A 17,867-nucleotide genomic window follows, 5' to 3' on the forward strand; every position below is an offset into this window, starting at 1 on the left:
AACCGACCATGGAGGGAGTCCAAGTATGGGTGGTAACACTACCATAAAAAAGTGCGCAAGAAATTATCACGGGGAATTAGCTCAGTCTGGGAGTCCACCATTACCTGTTTTACTACCACAAAAGTGGTTATAATAATTGAATACTTGGGACGTTAGTTCAGTGGGAGAATACTTCGCTGGCAGCGAAGGGGTCGGGGGTTCGAATCCCCCACGTTCCACCAACATTGATTAATAACGGCAGAGATGCCGTTTTTTTATTTGGTCCTCTATCATTTCCGAGACGTAGAGACGGTTGACGTTGATTTTATCGTCCCGCCGAAATTCTTCGGCACAGCCATTCCCCGGACTTTTGCATCTTTGTTTGGATTCAAAATTTTGATGAAATGCTTAGGCTCGGAGGAATTGCTACACCGTTGGTTATCGTGGGCAGCCAAACTTTTCATACGTTCGATCCTAAGAAAATTGAGGAGGCATTACAAAGACATGATGGATAAACTATGGTATTTATCTAAAATCAGTATTTTTGAGGCGCTTCCCGAGGAAGACTTGTTGGAATTGGATCGAATGGCGCCCATGACACATTTTAACGCCTTACCCAAAGATACATTAATTCAGACCCCGGACACCTATCGAGACGGACTGTTTTTTATTAAGGAAGGGAAGCTTCGTTTATACAAAATCAATGTTGAAGGCAAACAGTTCACCGTCGGAATCTTAGGTAAGGGAAACATGTTCGGGGAAATCGATACGTTTTCGTTCGGAACAAAGGGAATCTACATTGAAACCATGGAGGAAACGTTGATTTGCTCCGTTCCTAAGGAGCATTTTGAGAACTTCTTAGCGAAGAGGCCTCAATTAGCCATGAAATTTTTGACGGAATTAAGCAAAATGCTTCGGGAAAGAGACGAGATGTTGGAGAAACTAGCGCTTGGAGACGTGAGAGAACGCGTTCTCCATTTGCTGCTCAAGCTTTCGGAAAAGTTCGGAGTGGAGGATGGAGGACTGGTGAAAATCGATTTGCCCATAACGCATCAAGAAGTTGCCCATATGATCGGTGCGACGCGCGAGGCGGTCACCGTGATCTTAAATGAGCTGATGAAAGAAGGGATGATTCGAACCGGAAGGAAATCGATTTCAATTCATCAAAGCAAGGCGAAAGAGTGTCTTGCACTTGGTTGTAAAAAATAAAAAAATATATAATCTGCAGATTATATTCTAACCAGGTGGCCATTAAGGATCTTCTTTGAGATGAAGCTTAACGGCCTTTTTGCGCTTCCGTTCTAAATCGATTACCCTTTCGATCGTATGAAATCCACTTATTGGGAAAAGAATAATATCAGACAGTGACCCGCAAGCGGGTACTATCCAACGTAATGTAAGATACATTACAGAAGGAAGTGAGTGTTTGAGCTAAGATGGACTCAACTTACAGAAAGGGGTTGAGACCATGGGAGCTGTCGCTTTAACAAAAGAAACGTTTCACAAGCAAATTGAACAAGGGGTAACGTTGGTCGATTTCTGGGCGCCTTGGTGCGGTCCGTGTAAGATACAACTGCCAATCGTCGAAGAATTGTCCGATGAAATGAGTGATCAAGCAACGATCGCGAAGGTAAATATCGATAATGAACCGGAACTTGCATCAGAATACGGTGTAATGAACATTCCGACCTTGCTGGTGTTCAAAGACGGCAAAATGATCGATAAAATGGTCGGTCTTCAAAGTAAAGAAGTATTGAAGAAAAAATTGCAACAATAATAAATGAAGGGAGCAACAATAGATGAAGAAAATCGCAATTTTGGTGCATTCCACGGAAAATGAACTCGGACGTGCGTTGCATTCGCTTTTATATGCACAGGAGCTGCATGAAGCGGGTCATCAAGTGAAGGTTATTTTCGACGGTGCCGGTACGGTATGGGTGAAAAAATTCGAGGATCCTTCAAGTGATTACCACCCGGTGTACAAAGCCGCTAAAAACATGGGGGTCATCGCAGGAGTGTGCGAATATTGCTCCAGTGCGTTCGGTGTGAGTGAAGATGTGAAGGCCTCGGGTTTGGCGTCGATTGCCGAACGAGATGGACATCCAAGCATCGCAAAGCTGATTGCTGAAGATTATCAAATCATTACGCTGTAAAAAACTGTAAAAAGATCGTAAAGCTTGAAGACTAATTGTTTTCAGTGCTTGCGATCTTTTGTTATTTGTTCGTTTATAAGCGTTCAATTTGATTGTAAGTTTTTATGATTTTTGGGTCAGTGCAGCTACAACGGTGGGAGCACACTGTTGCCTGTTTTACAACCTATAGACTGCAAAAAAATTAAACAAGATACCATAATTGATAAAATATGGGTCTTTAGCTCAGCTGGGAGAGCGCATCGCTGGTAGCGATGAGGTCAGGGGTTCGATCAGTCTCCATTGATCGAAGAGCAACCCTATGCTCAAGCGTTATTGAGAGCCTACATAAATGGGGAGCCATTCTTGTTCCAGCCACTTGGTATGTCTCCTTAAGCTAACGAAGAACGCTAGTTCAATATAAATATTAAAACCTCCCATTAGAAGAAATCCTAGATTTAATAGACTAATGGGAGGTTTTATTATGAATATAAGTCAATTGTGGATACTGTATGAGGCCGATAAGCGCATCCAGGGATTTATTATACAAACTCTAAAAGCCTACGCCCTGCAGCTAAAAATGCTGGTTAATGAACTTGGCGATATCTATATTTCAGAAGTTACCCTACAGCTGTTAAAGGAATATTTAGCGAAATAATCTGATCGATTGAAGCCAAGTAGTTTAGGGCATCGTATCCGCTTTGTTAGATCTTTGTTTCGCTTTGCTTACGAAGAAACCTACCTAACATCAAATCCATCTCTAAAATTAAGAGAGCCTAAGATGGAAAAACGTATTCCGAAGTTTTTAATCGAGGAAGATGTGATCCATTTGAAGATCTCTTGTCTATCCATGCGGGAACGAGCTCTTCTAGAGTTCCTGTACACTACCGGTTGCCGAGTTGGAGAAGTACAAAAGATAAACATTGAAGATTTGAACTGGGAGAATTGCTCTGCAATCGTTAATGGTAAGGGATCGAAGCAAAGAGAAGTTTATTTCACAACCGAGTGCAAGGTCTGGTTGAAGAAGTATCTGGCAAGTCGCAAGGACTCCTGTAAAGCCTTGTTTGTAACCGACACTTATCCTACTCGCAGGATGGCCATTCCCACGATCAGGTGGTCAATAAAACGGCTTGCAGACCGAGGAGAGATCCCAACCAACGTGTACCCTCATCGTTTTCGTCATACTTATGCGTGCCAGTTGCTGGACAACGGAGCACCTTTGGATTTCATTCAAGGCATGCTGGGACATGAGAAGGCATCGACCACTCAAATATATGCACAGCTCCGCGGCGAGCGCAGAAGAGAACTTTATCGTCGATTCTTTTAGGCTTTCACCGCCCTCAGTAATGATGCTTTGAATCAGAATAATGGCACCTTTACTACAGGGTGGTAATCAGGTGAACTAAACCGCCTATTTGGCTTTAATTAGGCGGTCATTATGCTTTTTGGGGAAACTAAACAAGGCATATAATAGTAGCTAGGGGCTGCGTGCATGGAAAACAAGGAGACGGAAGAGTTTCTCATAAAGAAGTTGCGTAAATACATAGAAGGGTATGTTTATGATGCTGATCTATCCAGTAACGAGTGTTTGAAAGTAATTGTGGAGATAGTACGTGCCTATCCGATCACAGGAAAGGAAAATGAAATTGATAGTTGAAAAAACAAAGAGTAGATATAGCTAGTTGAAAACCCAACATGATTATCCACGGGATTCATGACAAAAACAAAAATATATGGAGGAATTTATATGAAATTATTTCGAATTTCAGACGATTCAGGATTTTTAGGCTTATTTAATCCCCAAAGATACAGATCATTCGTCCATGAAGATTGGGAATTTGATCAGCTAGTCAATCACTTTATAAATCAATTTCAGAAAAATAATTTATTGTTATGGGGAACAGGGAGAGAAGGGACTTGGACAGTTGGTGTGAGTAATAAGGTTTCTAACTTAACAGGTTTCAGGGAAATTGAAGGTAAAATTGAAGTAACCGATGGTAGGTTGTGTCTTATAAATTACGAGAGTTTAACTATGGGGGCACAGTTTGAAGATGTTGTTTTACCTGAAGAGGAGTTAGAGGATTGTGTTTTTGAAATGGTTAATGGAATATATAAGACTAAAATAATACAAATGTTTGATCCGAATGAATCTAATAATAATGTGAATGTGCATTTCATGCTTGAATTTGATCAAATAAATGAGATTGAAAGTAACTGGAAAGTAATACCTTGGTTTAGAAATTGAGAATAAAATTATGGCAAGTATATTTCTGAGGGGATTTTGTTATACATCGTTGAACTAACGGCGAAGTACGACAAGTTCTGCTATAAGCACCAAACAGTGTGAAAAGCAGGAGATTACAGCGGTAATTTTAACTTTACAACGGAGGATGGGAATGACGGAACCATGTATCCCGAAACCATCCCGCCAACACTCCTGCACGCGTCATGTTTAACAGAACATGGGGTGTGGAGTTCAGGTAGATTCGACAGAACGAAAGCTAGAGCCATTTTGAAAAAAAAGGTATGCCGACGGATATGTCGCGCGGCTGAAAAACTGGATATGGTGAGAATACTCGCATAGAAGCGAGCTGACGAACTTCCGAATGTACAGGTCTAAAGTTAGAGCATACGGAAACGTATGTACCATCAAATGATGGGGTGAGCGGCGTAAAGTAAGACTTTCGCCTATGAAATACGCTATGCCGAACTATGGCGGCATCAATCTCACAGGCTTAGAGGAAGCATCTAAGTTCAGAAAAGATAGCTAGGCTGTAAGGGACTTGGAAAACAAGGGACGTTGCATGAAGGGCTGTTTACCCGAAACGGTTGCAATAAGGCGCTCGCCGAAATGAATTTATCCTTGTGAGGGCAGGGGCACGACTGATGAAACCTCTGTAATTGAGGTGGAGGAACAGCCCTAATGGGAAACGGATGCTCACGGCGAGGCGTACAAATCGTTTCTCGGCCAATTTTTACCGGCGCTCGTCGACTTTATTCGGGCAAACGGGTTGAATGAACGCAGCTATCTCCACGTATCCGACGAACCCAATTTGGATCATTTGGAGTCGTACCGAAGCGCTAGCGAGACAATAAAAGGTTTTCTGGAAGGCTTCCCGATGATCGACGCTTTGTCAGATTACGACTTTTATGATAAAGGTCTTGTGGAATATCCAATACCGGCCAACAATCACATGGAGCCGTTCCTCGAGAACAACGTGCCGAACTTGTGGACGTACTACTGTTGCGTGCAGTATCGTGATGTTGCCAACCGCTTTTTCGTATTCCCGTCGGTCCGGAACCGGGTGCTCGGTTTACAATTGTATAAATTCCAAATCGCCGGTTTCCTGCATTGGGGATACAATTTCTGGTATTCACAGTATTCCAAAAAAGCGATCGATCCGTTCCGCGTAACCGATGCCGGTCAAGGGTTCCCATCCGGAGATGCCTTCCTCGTTTATCCTGGGGAGCAGGGACCCGTTGAATCGCTTCGCCTGGAAGTATTTTACGAAGCCATTCAGGATTTACGTGCACTTGAACTGCTGGAAAGCCAAATCGGCCGGGATGCTGTACTCCTACTTCTGGAAGAATGCTTGGAGAAGCCGATCACGTTCAGCGATTATCCGAACGATGCCGACTGGCTTCTTGGGAAAAGGGAGCAAATCAACCGTAAAATTGCCGAGTCCTCGAGCGGAGTTCCATATATTTGTTTAGGATTTACAATACCTTTTATTGATCTGTCAACCGAGAAAGAAAAGCAGGTACTTACGGACAGAGAACCCGGCCAATATCTGGGACAACCGGATTCTGTGCTTTTAAATGACGGAACCATATACACCGTGTATCCGAAAGGTCAAGGTATTGGACAGCTTATCTTGAAAAAGAGCAGCGATGGTGGCCTTACTTGGAGTGAACGTCTTAGCACAACTGCAAGTTGGGCAACGAGTCAGGAAACACCTACGGTTTATAAAATTGAAAAACCGGACGGAAAAATAAGACTCGAATTGATTTGCGGTTTAGTTACTGATGGAAATGTGGGCTTTCAAACCGCTTACTCTGAAGACAATGGAGCAACATGGAGTGAGCTTAAGCCTTATTTTCAAGATCAAGGTAAAGCGGGAATTGTTGCACTGGCAAGCCTAACAAGGCTTAAAAACCCAGACGATAGTTGGGCCTATCGCTGGATGGGCATATTCCACGACTTTTCGTATAACAACTGGAAAACATATCTTACGTTCGATGCGAATGGGAATGAACAGTGGAGTACTCCTGTGAGGCTGCTGGCCGAGCATGACGTGATTGAGAAGTATGCGGGGCTTTGCGAAATTGAAGTGATCAGGTCGCCTGACGGAAAGCAGCTCGCGTTGCTGGCATGGGCACAGTTTAAAAAGACCAATGCGATGATCACATTCTCCAATGATGAAGGAAATACTTGGACCGAGACGAAGGAAATGCAAGGTGCATTGATGGGCGAGAGACACAAGGCAGAGTATGATCCGGTGTCAGGTAGACTCTTGATCACTTTCCGCGAAATCATTAGAAGAAGTGCTACTAATTTGGATGATTGGGTAGCAGGAGATTGGGTAGCGTGGGTCGGCACCTACGATGACCTCGTTCATTTCAGGGAAGGCCAGTATCGCGTGAGGTTAATGGAGGATTATACGCCTTCAGTCAGAAGTGGAGATACCGGGTACGCCGGAAATGTCGTGTTGGCTGATGGCACTTATGTGCTGACATCGTATGGTTATTTTGATCCACAAGATACGAGAGCGCCTTATATTATGACGGTTCGCGTAAAACTAAGTGAACTAGATCAACGTATGAACAATTAGCCCAACTTTCCGCCGATCGATTACGATCGCTCTCCACAATACATTACCTTTGATGAAAATTCGAGCAAGCGTTCGGCGACACAAACACTGTACCATTCAAAAGCCTGAAATAAAGACATCTTAGGAACATTATTGTTGAAAACTTAAACACGAGCCAATTTGGTATCGTGTTTTTTTGTGCAGAAACGATGGTTTTGCGACAAATCATCTTACAATATCCAAACGAAATGACAAAACATAATCAAGAAGGCGCCAAGAATAAATACAATAACATCAAAATTAGTGCAAAAAAACGACATTTGAAATGCGCTACTCAGACTCGATGCCTGAGTTGGCGAATAGGATTGCCTCGGTGGTCTCCCAGAGCTTCGGTAGGAACTGCATGACGTCCTCTGCACGGCGGATGAAGGAGTCGGTGGAAGTGATGCCGAGGTCGGCGATGATAGCCTCAAAGTCTGGAGTGAATGAACGGTGCAGGTCCGGTGGAGCGTCTGCAGCCAAAATCTTGTGGCAGCGGGCAAAGGTTGCGACGATCCAGAAGACCGCTTCACGGTGGTTGCCGGCCCGGATGAGTTCACGGCTTCCGTCGATTGCAATTGGTCGTGTTGTGGCGGTGATGTCGGTACTAAAGAAGAAAGGTGTTTTGGCCGCGGTTGCAGCGGCGTCGTATACTAGTGCGAGCTTGGCGAGATGATGTTCGATGCGCTTGGGGGTCAGATAAGCACAGCCTAGCAGCTTCAGCAGATCTGGGTAGAGGTCAGCGTGGCCGTATTCCGTAAGCACGTCGCGTGCGGCGAGGTAGCGGAGCCGCACCGTAGGGTTGCGAAGTGCGGCTACAAGGAGGACGTGCGTTGTTACGCCGGTCGGGAATAACCACGACGTCACCAGGTCGTGCAACGGTGCAGAAGTATCTATGGCCTGAAGCGCGTTCTCGATCTTCTGCCGAGCGTTCTCACATCGGCGACGTACCCACACCCGCTCAGCAAAGTGGCGAGATACCTGTGTTTGCAGTCTGCGGAGCTGTCCGGTGGGGTCAGCAATGATCGAATGCACGCGGAAACTGCCTGCAAGGTGATAGGACGCCAGAACCCCATCGACCGAGGCGAGTTCGTTCCAAGACAAATACGTGGCCTCCACAAGGATGCCATCGTAGATGAACTTCCCAAGTTTGAGTGGGGGCTCTGCATGTGTGGTAACGATCACGACATCGATATCGGAGGCTGCCGACAACTCAGCGTCATCAGGCAGCCCTACCGTCGAGCCGCTGAAATACGCCCCATGGAAATAAGCTTCTAGGCTGGCGTGGTGCATGACCCATTTAGCCGCTGCAGTTCGCGCAGACCCGACTTTCACGGAAGCTTGTTGAAGCTTATGACTTAACTTTATTTCGTTATGTTTAGCCAAGTGAATGCCCCCAACGACTAATATTTTTTTGAACGTCTTCATACAAGTCAAACTTTAAAATGAGGATTGGGCTGCTCCTATGAATATGTGATAGAGCACCATTGTATGATGTTTAGGTTCAAAGTTCCATTGTAAATTGAGTATGGATCAATTTCATAGTCTTAAGGTTAACTTTTTTGACTTTTTTTCGTTGATTTTGTCGAATGATAGTGAGTGAAAATTCCACATTAATCAGCAAAATACGACGATAATTGGATCTAAAAAATAATAGATACTTGATCAAAAAAATCCATCTACTATTCGGGAAAGTTCATTGAAAACGCTATCATCATATTCTAAAATATGTTTAACTCATAGCAGTCCAATTTATTCCAGTGGTTTTATATCTAAATATGTGAGAGGAGTCGATTGGAAGAATGGTAATGAAAAAAACGTGGGGGTTAACAACCAGCTCCGTCCTGATGCTAACGATGATTGTTACTGCTTGCAGCTCTTCTGCACCGGCAGGCGGCAATGCAGCGGATGCAACGAAGGGATCAACGTCTAAGGCTGGAAATGGAGAGGTTATCAAATTAAAGTGGAGTACTTGGGGTAATCCAGGAGAGTTAAAGCGCTTTTATGAACTGACAGATCAGTATAATAAAGATCATCCGAATGTGAAATGGGAGCTGGTACCCGTACCGAACGATGGCTACGAAGAGAAAATCATTACTCAACTGCAGGGTGGCACTGCGCCAGACGCATTTTACGCTGGAGATCAAACTGTCGTTAAACTTATTAGTAACGGTTCAATCGAAGAATTGACACCATTGATGAAAGTAGGCAATGGCCCAATCAAAGCCGAGGATTTTGCTGAAGGATTATGGGGCGGTTCGAAGAAAGGCGATAAAATATATGGAGTCACAGTCGACTGTAATCCGTTAGTCATGTACTACAACAAGACAGTATTGACTGAAGCAGGTATCACCGACGATCCACAGAAATTGTACGAATCAGGGCAGTGGAATTGGAAGAAGCTACAAGAATTAACGGAGCAGCTAAAGTCCAAAAATAAATATGGCCTTGTACTTGAAGATTGGTCATCCCCGGTCTATTCATGGGTAACGTTAAACGGAGGTAAAGCTTACGATAAGCCTCAGGATGGCAAATTCATTGGAGATCAGGATCCGAAAACGGTTGAAGCCTTCCAATATCTTGCGGAAAACACAAAGAACAAAAACTTTGTATTCTCAGGTTCACTTCCTAAAGGACAAGGCCCAGATGCCATGTTCATGTCGAACCAAGTCGGATTTGGGATTGCTGGCCGTTGGTGGGTTCCGCAGTTTAATGCAAACACTTCTTTAAAATACGACATTGTCCCACTGCCAACTAACACTGGCAAAAAAATGGAACCAGCTGGCATTCCAACAGCTTACATGGTTATGAATAAAAAGACAGCTCATGCTAAAGAGACTTATGAGTTTCTATCCTACTTTGTTTCCAAGGATGGTCAAAACTTCCGTCTTAAGGGGGGGAATGCAGTTCCTTCGATTAGCGGTGTAGATGATCTCGTATTGGATAAGAATGCACAGCCGGCACATGCGCAATATTTCCTCGATGCTCGTGAGATTGGTTATGCCCTATGGCCTTCCGAATCAGCTGTTCCTGGAGCTTCTGATGTTGTGAAAGATAACTACGACCTCTTGTTATTAGGCAAACAGGATGCTCAGACGACATTAAAGAAAATAAGCGAAGGTGTTAATAAGAAGATCGACGAAGTAAAAGCGAAAAAATAGAATGCATGTACGGTAATGTGTGACATGAAGGAGGGAAGGATGTTTGTATTCCGTCCCTCCTTTTTATTCTTTTTGAAACCATTTATAGGGGAGGACTTGCATGAACCGTAAACGTTCTAATACATTCTGGGGGTATTTCTTTATTGCTCCACAATTAATCGGACTGCTTTCCTTTTCACTTATCCCTCTGATCACAACCTTTGTTTTGAGTACATTAGATTGGGATGGATTTCAGCCTGCGACTTTTATTGGATTTAATAATTTCAGTTACGCCTTTCATAATCCTGATTTCCAGAAGGCACTAGTGAATACCCTTTATTATTCCTTTTTAACGGTCCCAATGGGTATTTTTCTTGCGATATTGGTCGCTGTTGCTTTGAATAAAGTGAGATATCGTGTTATGTATCGCTTGTTTTTCTTCATGCCAGTAGTTACAAGCTCTGTCGCTGTCGCGATTGTATGGATGTGGCTGCTTAATGGTGACTTCGGTATCATCAATTTTCTGCTGCATAGCTTGTTCGGCATTAAAGGGCCACAATGGTTGACCAACTTGAACCTTGTCCTGCCATCTTTGGCGATTGTAAGCATTTGGCAAAAATTGGGGTTTAACATGATCATTTTTCTGGCTGGTTTACAAGGAATATCCAGAGATTACTATGAGGCTTCCATGATCGACGGTGCATCAAGGTCACAGCAATTCTGGAAAATTACTGTGCCCCTTTTGTCACCAACTACCTTATTTGTTACCATTATTGGCATTATTGACTCGTTTAAAATCTTTGATACGGCTTTCGTTATGACGAGCGGTGGTCCAGCAAAAGCTAGTTATACGATTGTGTATCATTTGTACGAGCTAGCCTTCAAAAACTTTCAATTCGGACGCAGTGCGGCAGCGGCTACTATGCTTTTTGTTATTATTCTGACTTTTACCATTGCACAGACCTATATTTCACGCAAATGGGTCCATTACGCGGATTAAGGAGGATTTCGCATGAAAACGGTAAATCAGAAATTAGTTCCAGCAGGAACAGTATCCAGTAAACAAAAGAGCAGCCAGATAGGTAGTAAAGTATCCACCATCATTCTGCATGTGCTGTTAATTTTAGCCTCTGTAGTCATGTTTGGCCCGTTTCTATGGATGGCATTCAGCGGTTTAAAAGACTTAGCCCAAATCTTTCAAGTACCGCCGACCTTATTTCCAAATCCATGGAGATGGGAGAATATTAGCCGATCTCTAACAGCTATGCCATTTGATAAGGCATACATAAACAGTGCTTATATTTCTGTGATCGTGGTACTGAGTCAATTGTTAACATGCTCTATGGCTGCTTTTTCATTTGCTAAAATTGATTTTCCCTTTCGTAATGTTCTCTTTATCCTGTTTCTTTCCATGTTGATGGTTCCCGAACAGGTTACGATCGTTCCGCTATACATCATTTTGAAAAATCTCGGCTGGCTCGATACGCATTTATCGCTCATTGTTCCGGATGCATTGTTCAGTGCTTTTGGTGTATTTTTATTGAGGCAATTTTTTATGGGTATCCCACGTGACTTATCAGAAGCAGCCTACGTAGATGGTGCGAACATGTGGAAGATTTACTGGCGTATCATGGTCCCTCTCATTCGTCCGGCACTAGCCTCGTTGGCGATAGTTTCGTTCTTGGGAAATTGGAACAGTTTTTTTAAACCTGTTATTTTCCTGAGCTCAACCGACAACTTTACCGTACCTTTGATGCTTAGTACGTTTAAGGGACTCTATGTGACTGACTGGACGTTAATGATGTCCGGTTCTGCTATTGCCGTCATGCCTGTACTGCTCGTTTATCTTGTTCTTCAACGTAATATTATCGAGGGCATATCTATGACAGGCATTAAGGGTTAATGTGAAAATAAACATTAATCGGATAATTTTCTTCTAATCGTTCGTCAGGAACGATGTGTTGGACACGTGGGTCTGTGTATTCTTTGCGGTATTCTGTCGCTGTCATACCGTAATAGGCGGTAAAAGATCGTGAAAAGTAATGATTCTCAGCATATCCACACTGCGAGGCGATTTCTTTAATGCTAAGTGTACTATGACGAAGCATATGAGAAGCGCGTTCTAGCCGCAATTGAATGATCATTTGACGCAAAGGAATTCCGATGACACGTACGAAGACTCTAGTCAGGTGTTCATGAGATAACTGACAATGAGCTGCAATATCGGCTACGGTGATAGGCTCAAGGAGCCTATTACGAATATAGGTTAATGCTTTGCTCACCACGAGCGGATAGGCGGGGTCGGTTACGGCCTCTTTTTTATTTTTTAAATATTCCATAGAGAGGACTGAAGTGTTTTTGCTTTTATTGCCCAAGTATTCAAGTTCGCTAAGCAGAGCTGACAATAAGATATTGCATCGATTAATATCTTTCTCTTCATGAGCGATGTGGAGGATCTGGCTGATTATAGCCGATGGTAGTCCACCTTCCCTAACCGGTATTACATCACAACATTTCGTACTAAATAGCGTAGGCGCGAACCATTCACCACCATTGAAATGCAGAAAAAGATGACGAGTTGCTGCGGTCTCTCCGAAATGATAGCTGTGAGTTTCCCCTGCCTTCGTAAGGACCCAACAGGGCTGATTCAATGTATAAACTTGATCTCCATTTCGGTAGATAGTTCCATTTCCCTGAGGGAAAAACACCAACTCATTATCGTCTAAAATACGTGGTCCCAGCTTCCAGTTACGTCGAACAATAAAGTCACCGCAGTAGTGTAAAGTAGGCAATTTTTCATTCAATTGGAGGCACCCTTTCTGATCAAATAAATCCATTGAAATCCTTTCTTTATCTATTGTAAACGAATTCACATTAAGAGAAAATGAAATTATTCAGCGCTCGTTATAGGAGGGAATCAAGTTGGAAATTACATTTACAGGAATTGCTAATCCACATTCAATTGGTGCTTTTGGTGTGGATGCAAACGCTAAGATACTGCAGAGATATAGGTTCATTCATGAGCGTCTTATGTTTATAGGTGCAGCTCAGCTGCCTGCACGACATAACTGGGACATCAAAACTGCGATGGGACGACACATCTATGAGGATGCAGAAGCAGCGGATCAGCTTCGTACACGTGTGAGCCATCTGCGTACGCCTCTTGCTAACGTTGGGCAGGAACCAGATCCAGCTTTAACGCTGCTTATGGACGAAATTCTTCATGCTCGTACAGATTCCGAATGGATAGCTGGCGTGTATACAGTGATTAAACCAGCGCTTATTGAAGCTTATAAGAGCCATATACAACGTACACAACAAATTGTAGATCAACCGACTATTCGTATATTACGCTCAATCCTTCTCGATCTGGAGGAACAAGTAAATTGGGGGGAAGCAGCAATTGCTCACCTGAAGAACGAGGGGGAATGGGAAGAGGCTGGTTCTGAAGAACTATGTACATTGTTAAAGCGATGCATCCTTGCAGCAGGTGGAATGAGCAACGAAATGAAAAGGTCTACAGAAATACCAGAACGTGTAAGATCATTCCAGGTCTATCAATTGCCCAAAAAATCGCAACGAGAAGCACGTATGGGTGAAACAACCCTTTACCGTACAAGTATGGGAATGAAATTCGAGAAGCCGAATGATGACAGACTTGTCGGTATGATGAGAGTACGTCAGGAAGAGATGACGGCGGCGGAACTGATTGCGGCTGTGTTATGGTCACAAAAAGGAATGCCGTGGGCATTCTATCGGGACTTAGCAAGGCACTTGTGGGATGAGGTTCGCCATGCGTTGTTTGGTCAAGCAGCTCTGGAGGCTGAAGGGTTGAATTGGCGTTCACGCCCGCAATATACGTCTGATTATGATATCAATATAGAAAAAATCCCGAGTGCCCAATACGCGTGGCTAAGTATTGGAATCGAAGAAGGGGCGATGAAGCGACCGGGGAAAGTAGGGGAATTTGAATTCTGCAGAGATCAAGTGAAGCATCCATTAATGACTCAGTTCCAGGATTACGATTGGGCAGATGAGGTGGTCCATGCTTCCTTCGGCCGTACATGGACTCCTGAGCTATTTGGTGAAGAACTAGGATTTATACGTGAAGTTGCGAAGCATGAGTTAGATCATTTTTTCAGTGAAGTTCGAAAGGCAGAAGAGATAGCTGCTGCCGAAGAGAAATAGCTATTACCTATATAAAAACCAACGATTGTAAATTCTCAATAGTAATTCCTAAAAATCGAAATTTACTTTTCTCTATGCCTACTTTATGATCAAAAACATCACAAATAGGAATGGGGAGAAGGTACATTGACACTTTCTTTGTGTAACGAAGTAAAGTCCTCCAAGCAGCTGCTAGAGGCATTCAACAAGAAAGCTTACGGTGCGGAAAAGCTTGTTTTCGCAGGCGTTGGCGATAAGGATGTATATAATATTGCGGCTCCTTTTATAGACGGCGGCGAGATGGTTCTTGCTGGTCGTGTGGAGTCTCGTGATTCAGAGCGTTCAGAGGTTATGTTCTTCGTAAATCACAGCGGTACATGGATACCGAGGGAGGGGAGCGTTTCCTTTGATTTGCAGGATCCGTTTATCACGTTTATCTCCGGGGAGTTAGTTTTCGGTGGTGTCGAGGTCGTCTTTGATACGGAGAATCCTAAGCAGGTCGTAACATGGCGTACCTTGTTCTATAAGGGAACGGATATACAAGATTTAACTTACTTTGCCTGCGGTCCTGATCATATGAAAGATATCCGCCTAATCGAGTATGCAAACGGTCGAATAGGTGTATTTACACGACCATTTGGCGTTGACGGAGCCCGTGCTGTCATTGGTTATACAGAAATTGAAAAGCTCGAAGATTTGAATGAAGCTGTGATCGATGCAGCTCCTGTATTCACGGATCAGTTTCTGAAGGATGAATGGGGCGGCGTAAATGAAGTACACTTGTTGAACAACGGTCTCGCGGGTGTTCTTGGTCACATCTCTTACATGGAAGAAGGCGAGATTCGCCATTATCATGCGATGACGTTTGCTTTCGATCCGAAGACTTCACAAAGAAGTCCAATTAAGATTATCGCAACACGTGATCAATTTCCACAAGGACCTGCCAAGAGAAACGATCTCATTGATGTTATTTTTAGCGGAGGTCTTCATCGATTAGAGGATGGAAGGGCGATGCTGTATGCAGGTGTAAGCGATGCAGAAGCACATAAACTGCTTATTGATGATCCATTCGAGGAATACGAAAAATAGGTAAGAACATCGCTCCTCCTGATTATCGATCAGGTGGGGTTTTTGCTGATTTTTAAAATAGAGTCATCTTTTTCAAGGATGCTTTCATGAAGGTGGATGGGTTATGATGGAGTCAAGGGGGACTACATCATGGGATTTTTAAAGCGTATACAACACTATCGCGTATATAGAAGACTAATATTGTCCTACTTGTTCTTAATTATGGTGACGATCGGTTTATTATGCACCATTTTATATTCCATGTTTTCAAATAGAGCAGTCAAAGAAATCGATCTCTCTTCTCGAGAAATGCTTTCGCAAGTAAGCTATACGGCGAATGTCGTTTTTGAACAAGTACAGAACATTACGAACCAACTGATGAGTGATAACCAGATTATCACCTTCATGTATGCCAATGATGATGATAAAGTCGCGAATTATAATGCTAATCTTCTATTGTCGAAGATGCAAAGCGTTTATCCGTTCTTAGCCAACATCAGCATTTATAATTTCACCAATAACGCCTATGTGGATGTCGCTTCTCTGCCTCCAGACCCGCAAATGGGGGAAAGAAATCAAACCGGTTATCTTGGCTTTTATCCTCGTAAAGTCTTAGATGGAAATGGCAATCCGCTTCAATTGCTAACGTTCAAAATTATTCCTGAACCTGTCTTTTCAGGGCCGACGAAGTCAGCTATCGTACTCGATTTAAAAGAAACGTATATTCAAAATACGATGAGCAGTATTAGCAGTTCGTCAAGCAATACAAGTACCTTTGTTATGGATTCGAAAGGCACCGTCATCTCTCATTCGGATTCTGAACAATTTATGAAAAACTTCTCGGAAAGCCATTATGTTCAACGTATTTTATCAGATGAGGGAAGTCAGGGCAGTTTTGTTCAATCTCTTGACCATCATAAATTCCTCATTACTTATGTGAAGTCAGAAAAATTGGATTGGGTGTTTGTAAGCGTTCGCCCTTACGATCAATTGCTTTCGAACATTTATGAGCTTCGTAATTGGACGCTTCTTATTGCTCTATTTCTGTTCCTTACAGGGGCTTGCATATCATTAATTGTAACTGGTACTCTGTATAACCCAATCAAAGCACTCGTAGACAAGGTAACGGAGAGTGGAGCTTCTGAAGGCAAATCACTTCTTCGGCTGGATGAGTACAAGCTGTTATCGGAGGCATTCTCTAACTCCATGCAGGTGACCAAATCGATGGAAATGACGTTGTCACGCTCTTCTGATTTACTGAAAAACGGCTATATGTACAGCATGCTGAAAGGACATTTGCAGTCATCTGGTTATAAAGGGGATATTGAGCAGCAGTTGCTTGCTCGTATGCAAGGCCCTTACTTTGCCGTTATTCAAATTCAAATTGATCAATACCATAGTTTTAAGAACACGTTCAGCGCTCTAGACAGGGAACTCATTCGTTTCGCCATAAGCAATATTGCACAAGAAATGCTCAGCAAGCTCTATCGAACGGATCAGGTTATTCTTGAAGAAAATGAAATCACGATGATTATTCAATTGGAGCAGTCTTCACCGGATATGCAGTTATATTACATCCTTAATGAAATTCAAGGGACTGTTAAAGACTATTACAAGACATCTTTATCGGTAAGTATGGGTGATACGGTTTCAGCTATTGGAGACATAGAGCGCTCTTATCGATCTACACAAAGGTATATGGCATTGAAGCTGTTTTGGGGATATGGCAGCTTGCTCGATGCGACGAAATCGATCGTTCCTAGCGAACATATTCGTTATCCAGCAGCAATGGAGCGCAAGATTATCGATGCAATCAAGCTTTGTCAGCCCAAAACCATCCAGAAAGAGATCGCGGAATGGACCTCCCTATTATCCCGCTGCGGTTCTCCGTCACTAACGCTACAGTATGTAAGCTTTTTACATCTGGCTATCACGCGAGAATTTGAAAGTATGGTGGAGTGGTGGGATGCGGATCCCAAGGAGCTATATTTGGCTTTGAATGAACTTCCACAGGCGGAAACGTTGGACGAAATTCAAACCATGATGAAGCTTTTTTGTTTAAGAATTGTAGATATGATCGAAGAAAATAAAACGAGTTTGGCCGCTTTGAAGAACTCCAAGGTGATTGAAGAGGTTAAGCTATATTTACAGCAGCACTACCACGATCCTAATCTCTCGCTGGAGATCGTAGCTGATCAGGTAGGACTAACTTCGGGTTACATCGGTAAAATGTTCAAAAGTATGGTGGGCGCATCTTTTAATGATCATGTCACACATATTCGCATGGAGCAGGCAAAAACACTGTTGGCAGGCACAAACGAAACCGTAGCTCAGATTGGCGAGCAAGTCGGGATTTACAATGTTTCTTATTTTTCAACGCTATTTAAGAAAAAATACGGAGTTACGCCTTCACGCTATCGGGAACAACATCAACAAAATACGTAAAAATACGGACGATTGGGGCCTCATTGAGCACTCAATCGTCTTTTTTGATAGCATTTCTTATTTTTAATAAGTCGAAAAACGAATTATTG

Annotated in this window: 15 protein-coding genes, 1 tRNA gene and 1 pseudogene; 15 read left to right on the forward strand and 2 right to left on the reverse strand. The window is 43.1% G+C overall.

What is annotated here, in order from left to right:
• Positions 1 to 146 precede the first annotated feature (146 nt).
• The 9 genes and pseudogenes from G519_RS0122530 to G519_RS53300 form a co-directional block, all read left to right on the forward strand.
• Positions 147 to 221: transfer RNA gene (locus G519_RS0122530), tRNA-Ala, on the forward strand.
• Between the two features lie 262 nt (positions 222 to 483).
• On the forward strand, positions 484 to 1,188 hold the full coding sequence (locus tag G519_RS0122535; RefSeq protein WP_051253594.1) for a Crp/Fnr family transcriptional regulator: 705 nt from the start codon (positions 484 to 486) through the stop codon (positions 1,186 to 1,188).
• A gap of 259 nt (positions 1,189 to 1,447) precedes the next feature.
• Positions 1,448 to 1,756: a thioredoxin gene (gene trxA / locus G519_RS0122540; protein WP_029196632.1), complete on the forward strand. Its 309-nt coding sequence runs from the start codon at positions 1,448 to 1,450 to the stop codon at positions 1,754 to 1,756.
• A 22-nt stretch (positions 1,757 to 1,778) separates the two neighbouring features.
• Complete coding sequence (locus tag G519_RS0122545; RefSeq protein WP_029196633.1) at positions 1,779 to 2,132, forward strand: DsrE family protein; 354 nt, start codon at positions 1,779 to 1,781, stop codon at positions 2,130 to 2,132.
• A 460-nt stretch (positions 2,133 to 2,592) separates the two neighbouring features.
• Positions 2,593 to 2,766, forward strand: coding sequence for a hypothetical protein (locus G519_RS52275; RefSeq protein WP_244280178.1), 174 nt, complete (start codon positions 2,593 to 2,595; stop codon positions 2,764 to 2,766).
• A gap of 123 nt (positions 2,767 to 2,889) precedes the next feature.
• Complete coding sequence (locus tag G519_RS44065) at positions 2,890 to 3,435, forward strand: tyrosine-type recombinase/integrase (protein WP_307720102.1); 546 nt, start codon at positions 2,890 to 2,892, stop codon at positions 3,433 to 3,435.
• Between the two features lie 165 nt (positions 3,436 to 3,600).
• A complete protein-coding gene (locus tag G519_RS50400; protein ID WP_154669601.1) occupies positions 3,601 to 3,765 on the forward strand; it encodes a hypothetical protein in 165 nt (54 codons plus the stop codon).
• 90 nt (positions 3,766 to 3,855) lie between these two features.
• A complete protein-coding gene (locus tag G519_RS0122560) occupies positions 3,856 to 4,353 on the forward strand; it encodes a hypothetical protein (RefSeq protein ID WP_029196634.1) in 498 nt (165 codons plus the stop codon).
• 679 nt (positions 4,354 to 5,032) lie between these two features.
• A pseudogene (locus tag G519_RS53300) lies at positions 5,033 to 6,940 on the forward strand (glycoside hydrolase domain-containing protein); the annotation flags it as partial.
• A gap of 309 nt (positions 6,941 to 7,249) precedes the next feature.
• Here G519_RS53300 and G519_RS0122570 read toward each other — a convergent pair.
• Entirely contained in the window at positions 7,250 to 8,344 is a 1,095-nt protein-coding gene (locus G519_RS0122570; RefSeq protein ID WP_307720103.1) for a hypothetical protein, read from the reverse strand.
• A 422-nt stretch (positions 8,345 to 8,766) separates the two neighbouring features.
• On the opposite strand from G519_RS0122570, the gene G519_RS0122575 reads away from it, so the two are divergent.
• The 3 genes from G519_RS0122575 to G519_RS0122585 all read left to right on the forward strand — a co-directional run bounded on the left by G519_RS0122575 (position 8,767) and on the right by G519_RS0122585 (position 12,001).
• Positions 8,767 to 10,119, forward strand: coding sequence for an ABC transporter substrate-binding protein (locus tag G519_RS0122575; RefSeq protein WP_244280180.1), 1,353 nt, complete (start codon positions 8,767 to 8,769; stop codon positions 10,117 to 10,119).
• Between the two features lie 100 nt (positions 10,120 to 10,219).
• On the forward strand, positions 10,220 to 11,098 hold the full coding sequence (locus G519_RS0122580; RefSeq protein WP_029196637.1) for a carbohydrate ABC transporter permease: 879 nt from the start codon (positions 10,220 to 10,222) through the stop codon (positions 11,096 to 11,098).
• Positions 11,099 to 11,110: 12 nt separating this feature from the next.
• The gene (locus G519_RS0122585; protein WP_084160275.1) at positions 11,111 to 12,001 is read left to right on the forward strand and encodes a carbohydrate ABC transporter permease; all 891 of its coding nucleotides are present in this window, start codon (positions 11,111 to 11,113) and stop codon (positions 11,999 to 12,001) included.
• Here the strand turns inward: G519_RS0122585 and G519_RS47745 are convergent.
• Complete coding sequence (locus G519_RS47745) at positions 11,991 to 12,902, reverse strand: helix-turn-helix domain-containing protein (RefSeq protein ID WP_161632948.1); 912 nt, start codon at positions 12,900 to 12,902, stop codon at positions 11,991 to 11,993. The two genes, G519_RS0122585 and G519_RS47745, sit on opposite strands and share 11 nt — an antisense overlap.
• 118 nt (positions 12,903 to 13,020) lie before the next feature.
• Between G519_RS47745 and G519_RS0122595 the strand changes: the two genes are divergently transcribed.
• From G519_RS0122595 to G519_RS0122605, 3 genes are all read left to right on the forward strand, one after another.
• Positions 13,021 to 14,286, forward strand: a complete 1,266-nt coding sequence (locus G519_RS0122595; RefSeq protein WP_029196640.1) for a hypothetical protein — start codon at positions 13,021 to 13,023, stop codon at positions 14,284 to 14,286.
• Between the two features lie 126 nt (positions 14,287 to 14,412).
• A complete protein-coding gene (locus G519_RS0122600) occupies positions 14,413 to 15,354 on the forward strand; it encodes a DUF1861 family protein (protein ID WP_036633618.1) in 942 nt (313 codons plus the stop codon).
• A 129-nt stretch (positions 15,355 to 15,483) separates the two neighbouring features.
• The gene (locus G519_RS0122605; RefSeq protein WP_029196642.1) at positions 15,484 to 17,778 is read left to right on the forward strand and encodes an AraC family transcriptional regulator; all 2,295 of its coding nucleotides are present in this window, start codon (positions 15,484 to 15,486) and stop codon (positions 17,776 to 17,778) included.
• Positions 17,779 to 17,867 lie beyond the last annotated feature (89 nt).

It is taken from the genome of Paenibacillus alginolyticus DSM 5050 = NBRC 15375 (assembly GCF_000422905.1).
Lineage (GTDB): Bacteria > Bacillota > Bacilli > Paenibacillales > NBRC-103111 > Paenibacillus_E > Paenibacillus_E alginolyticus.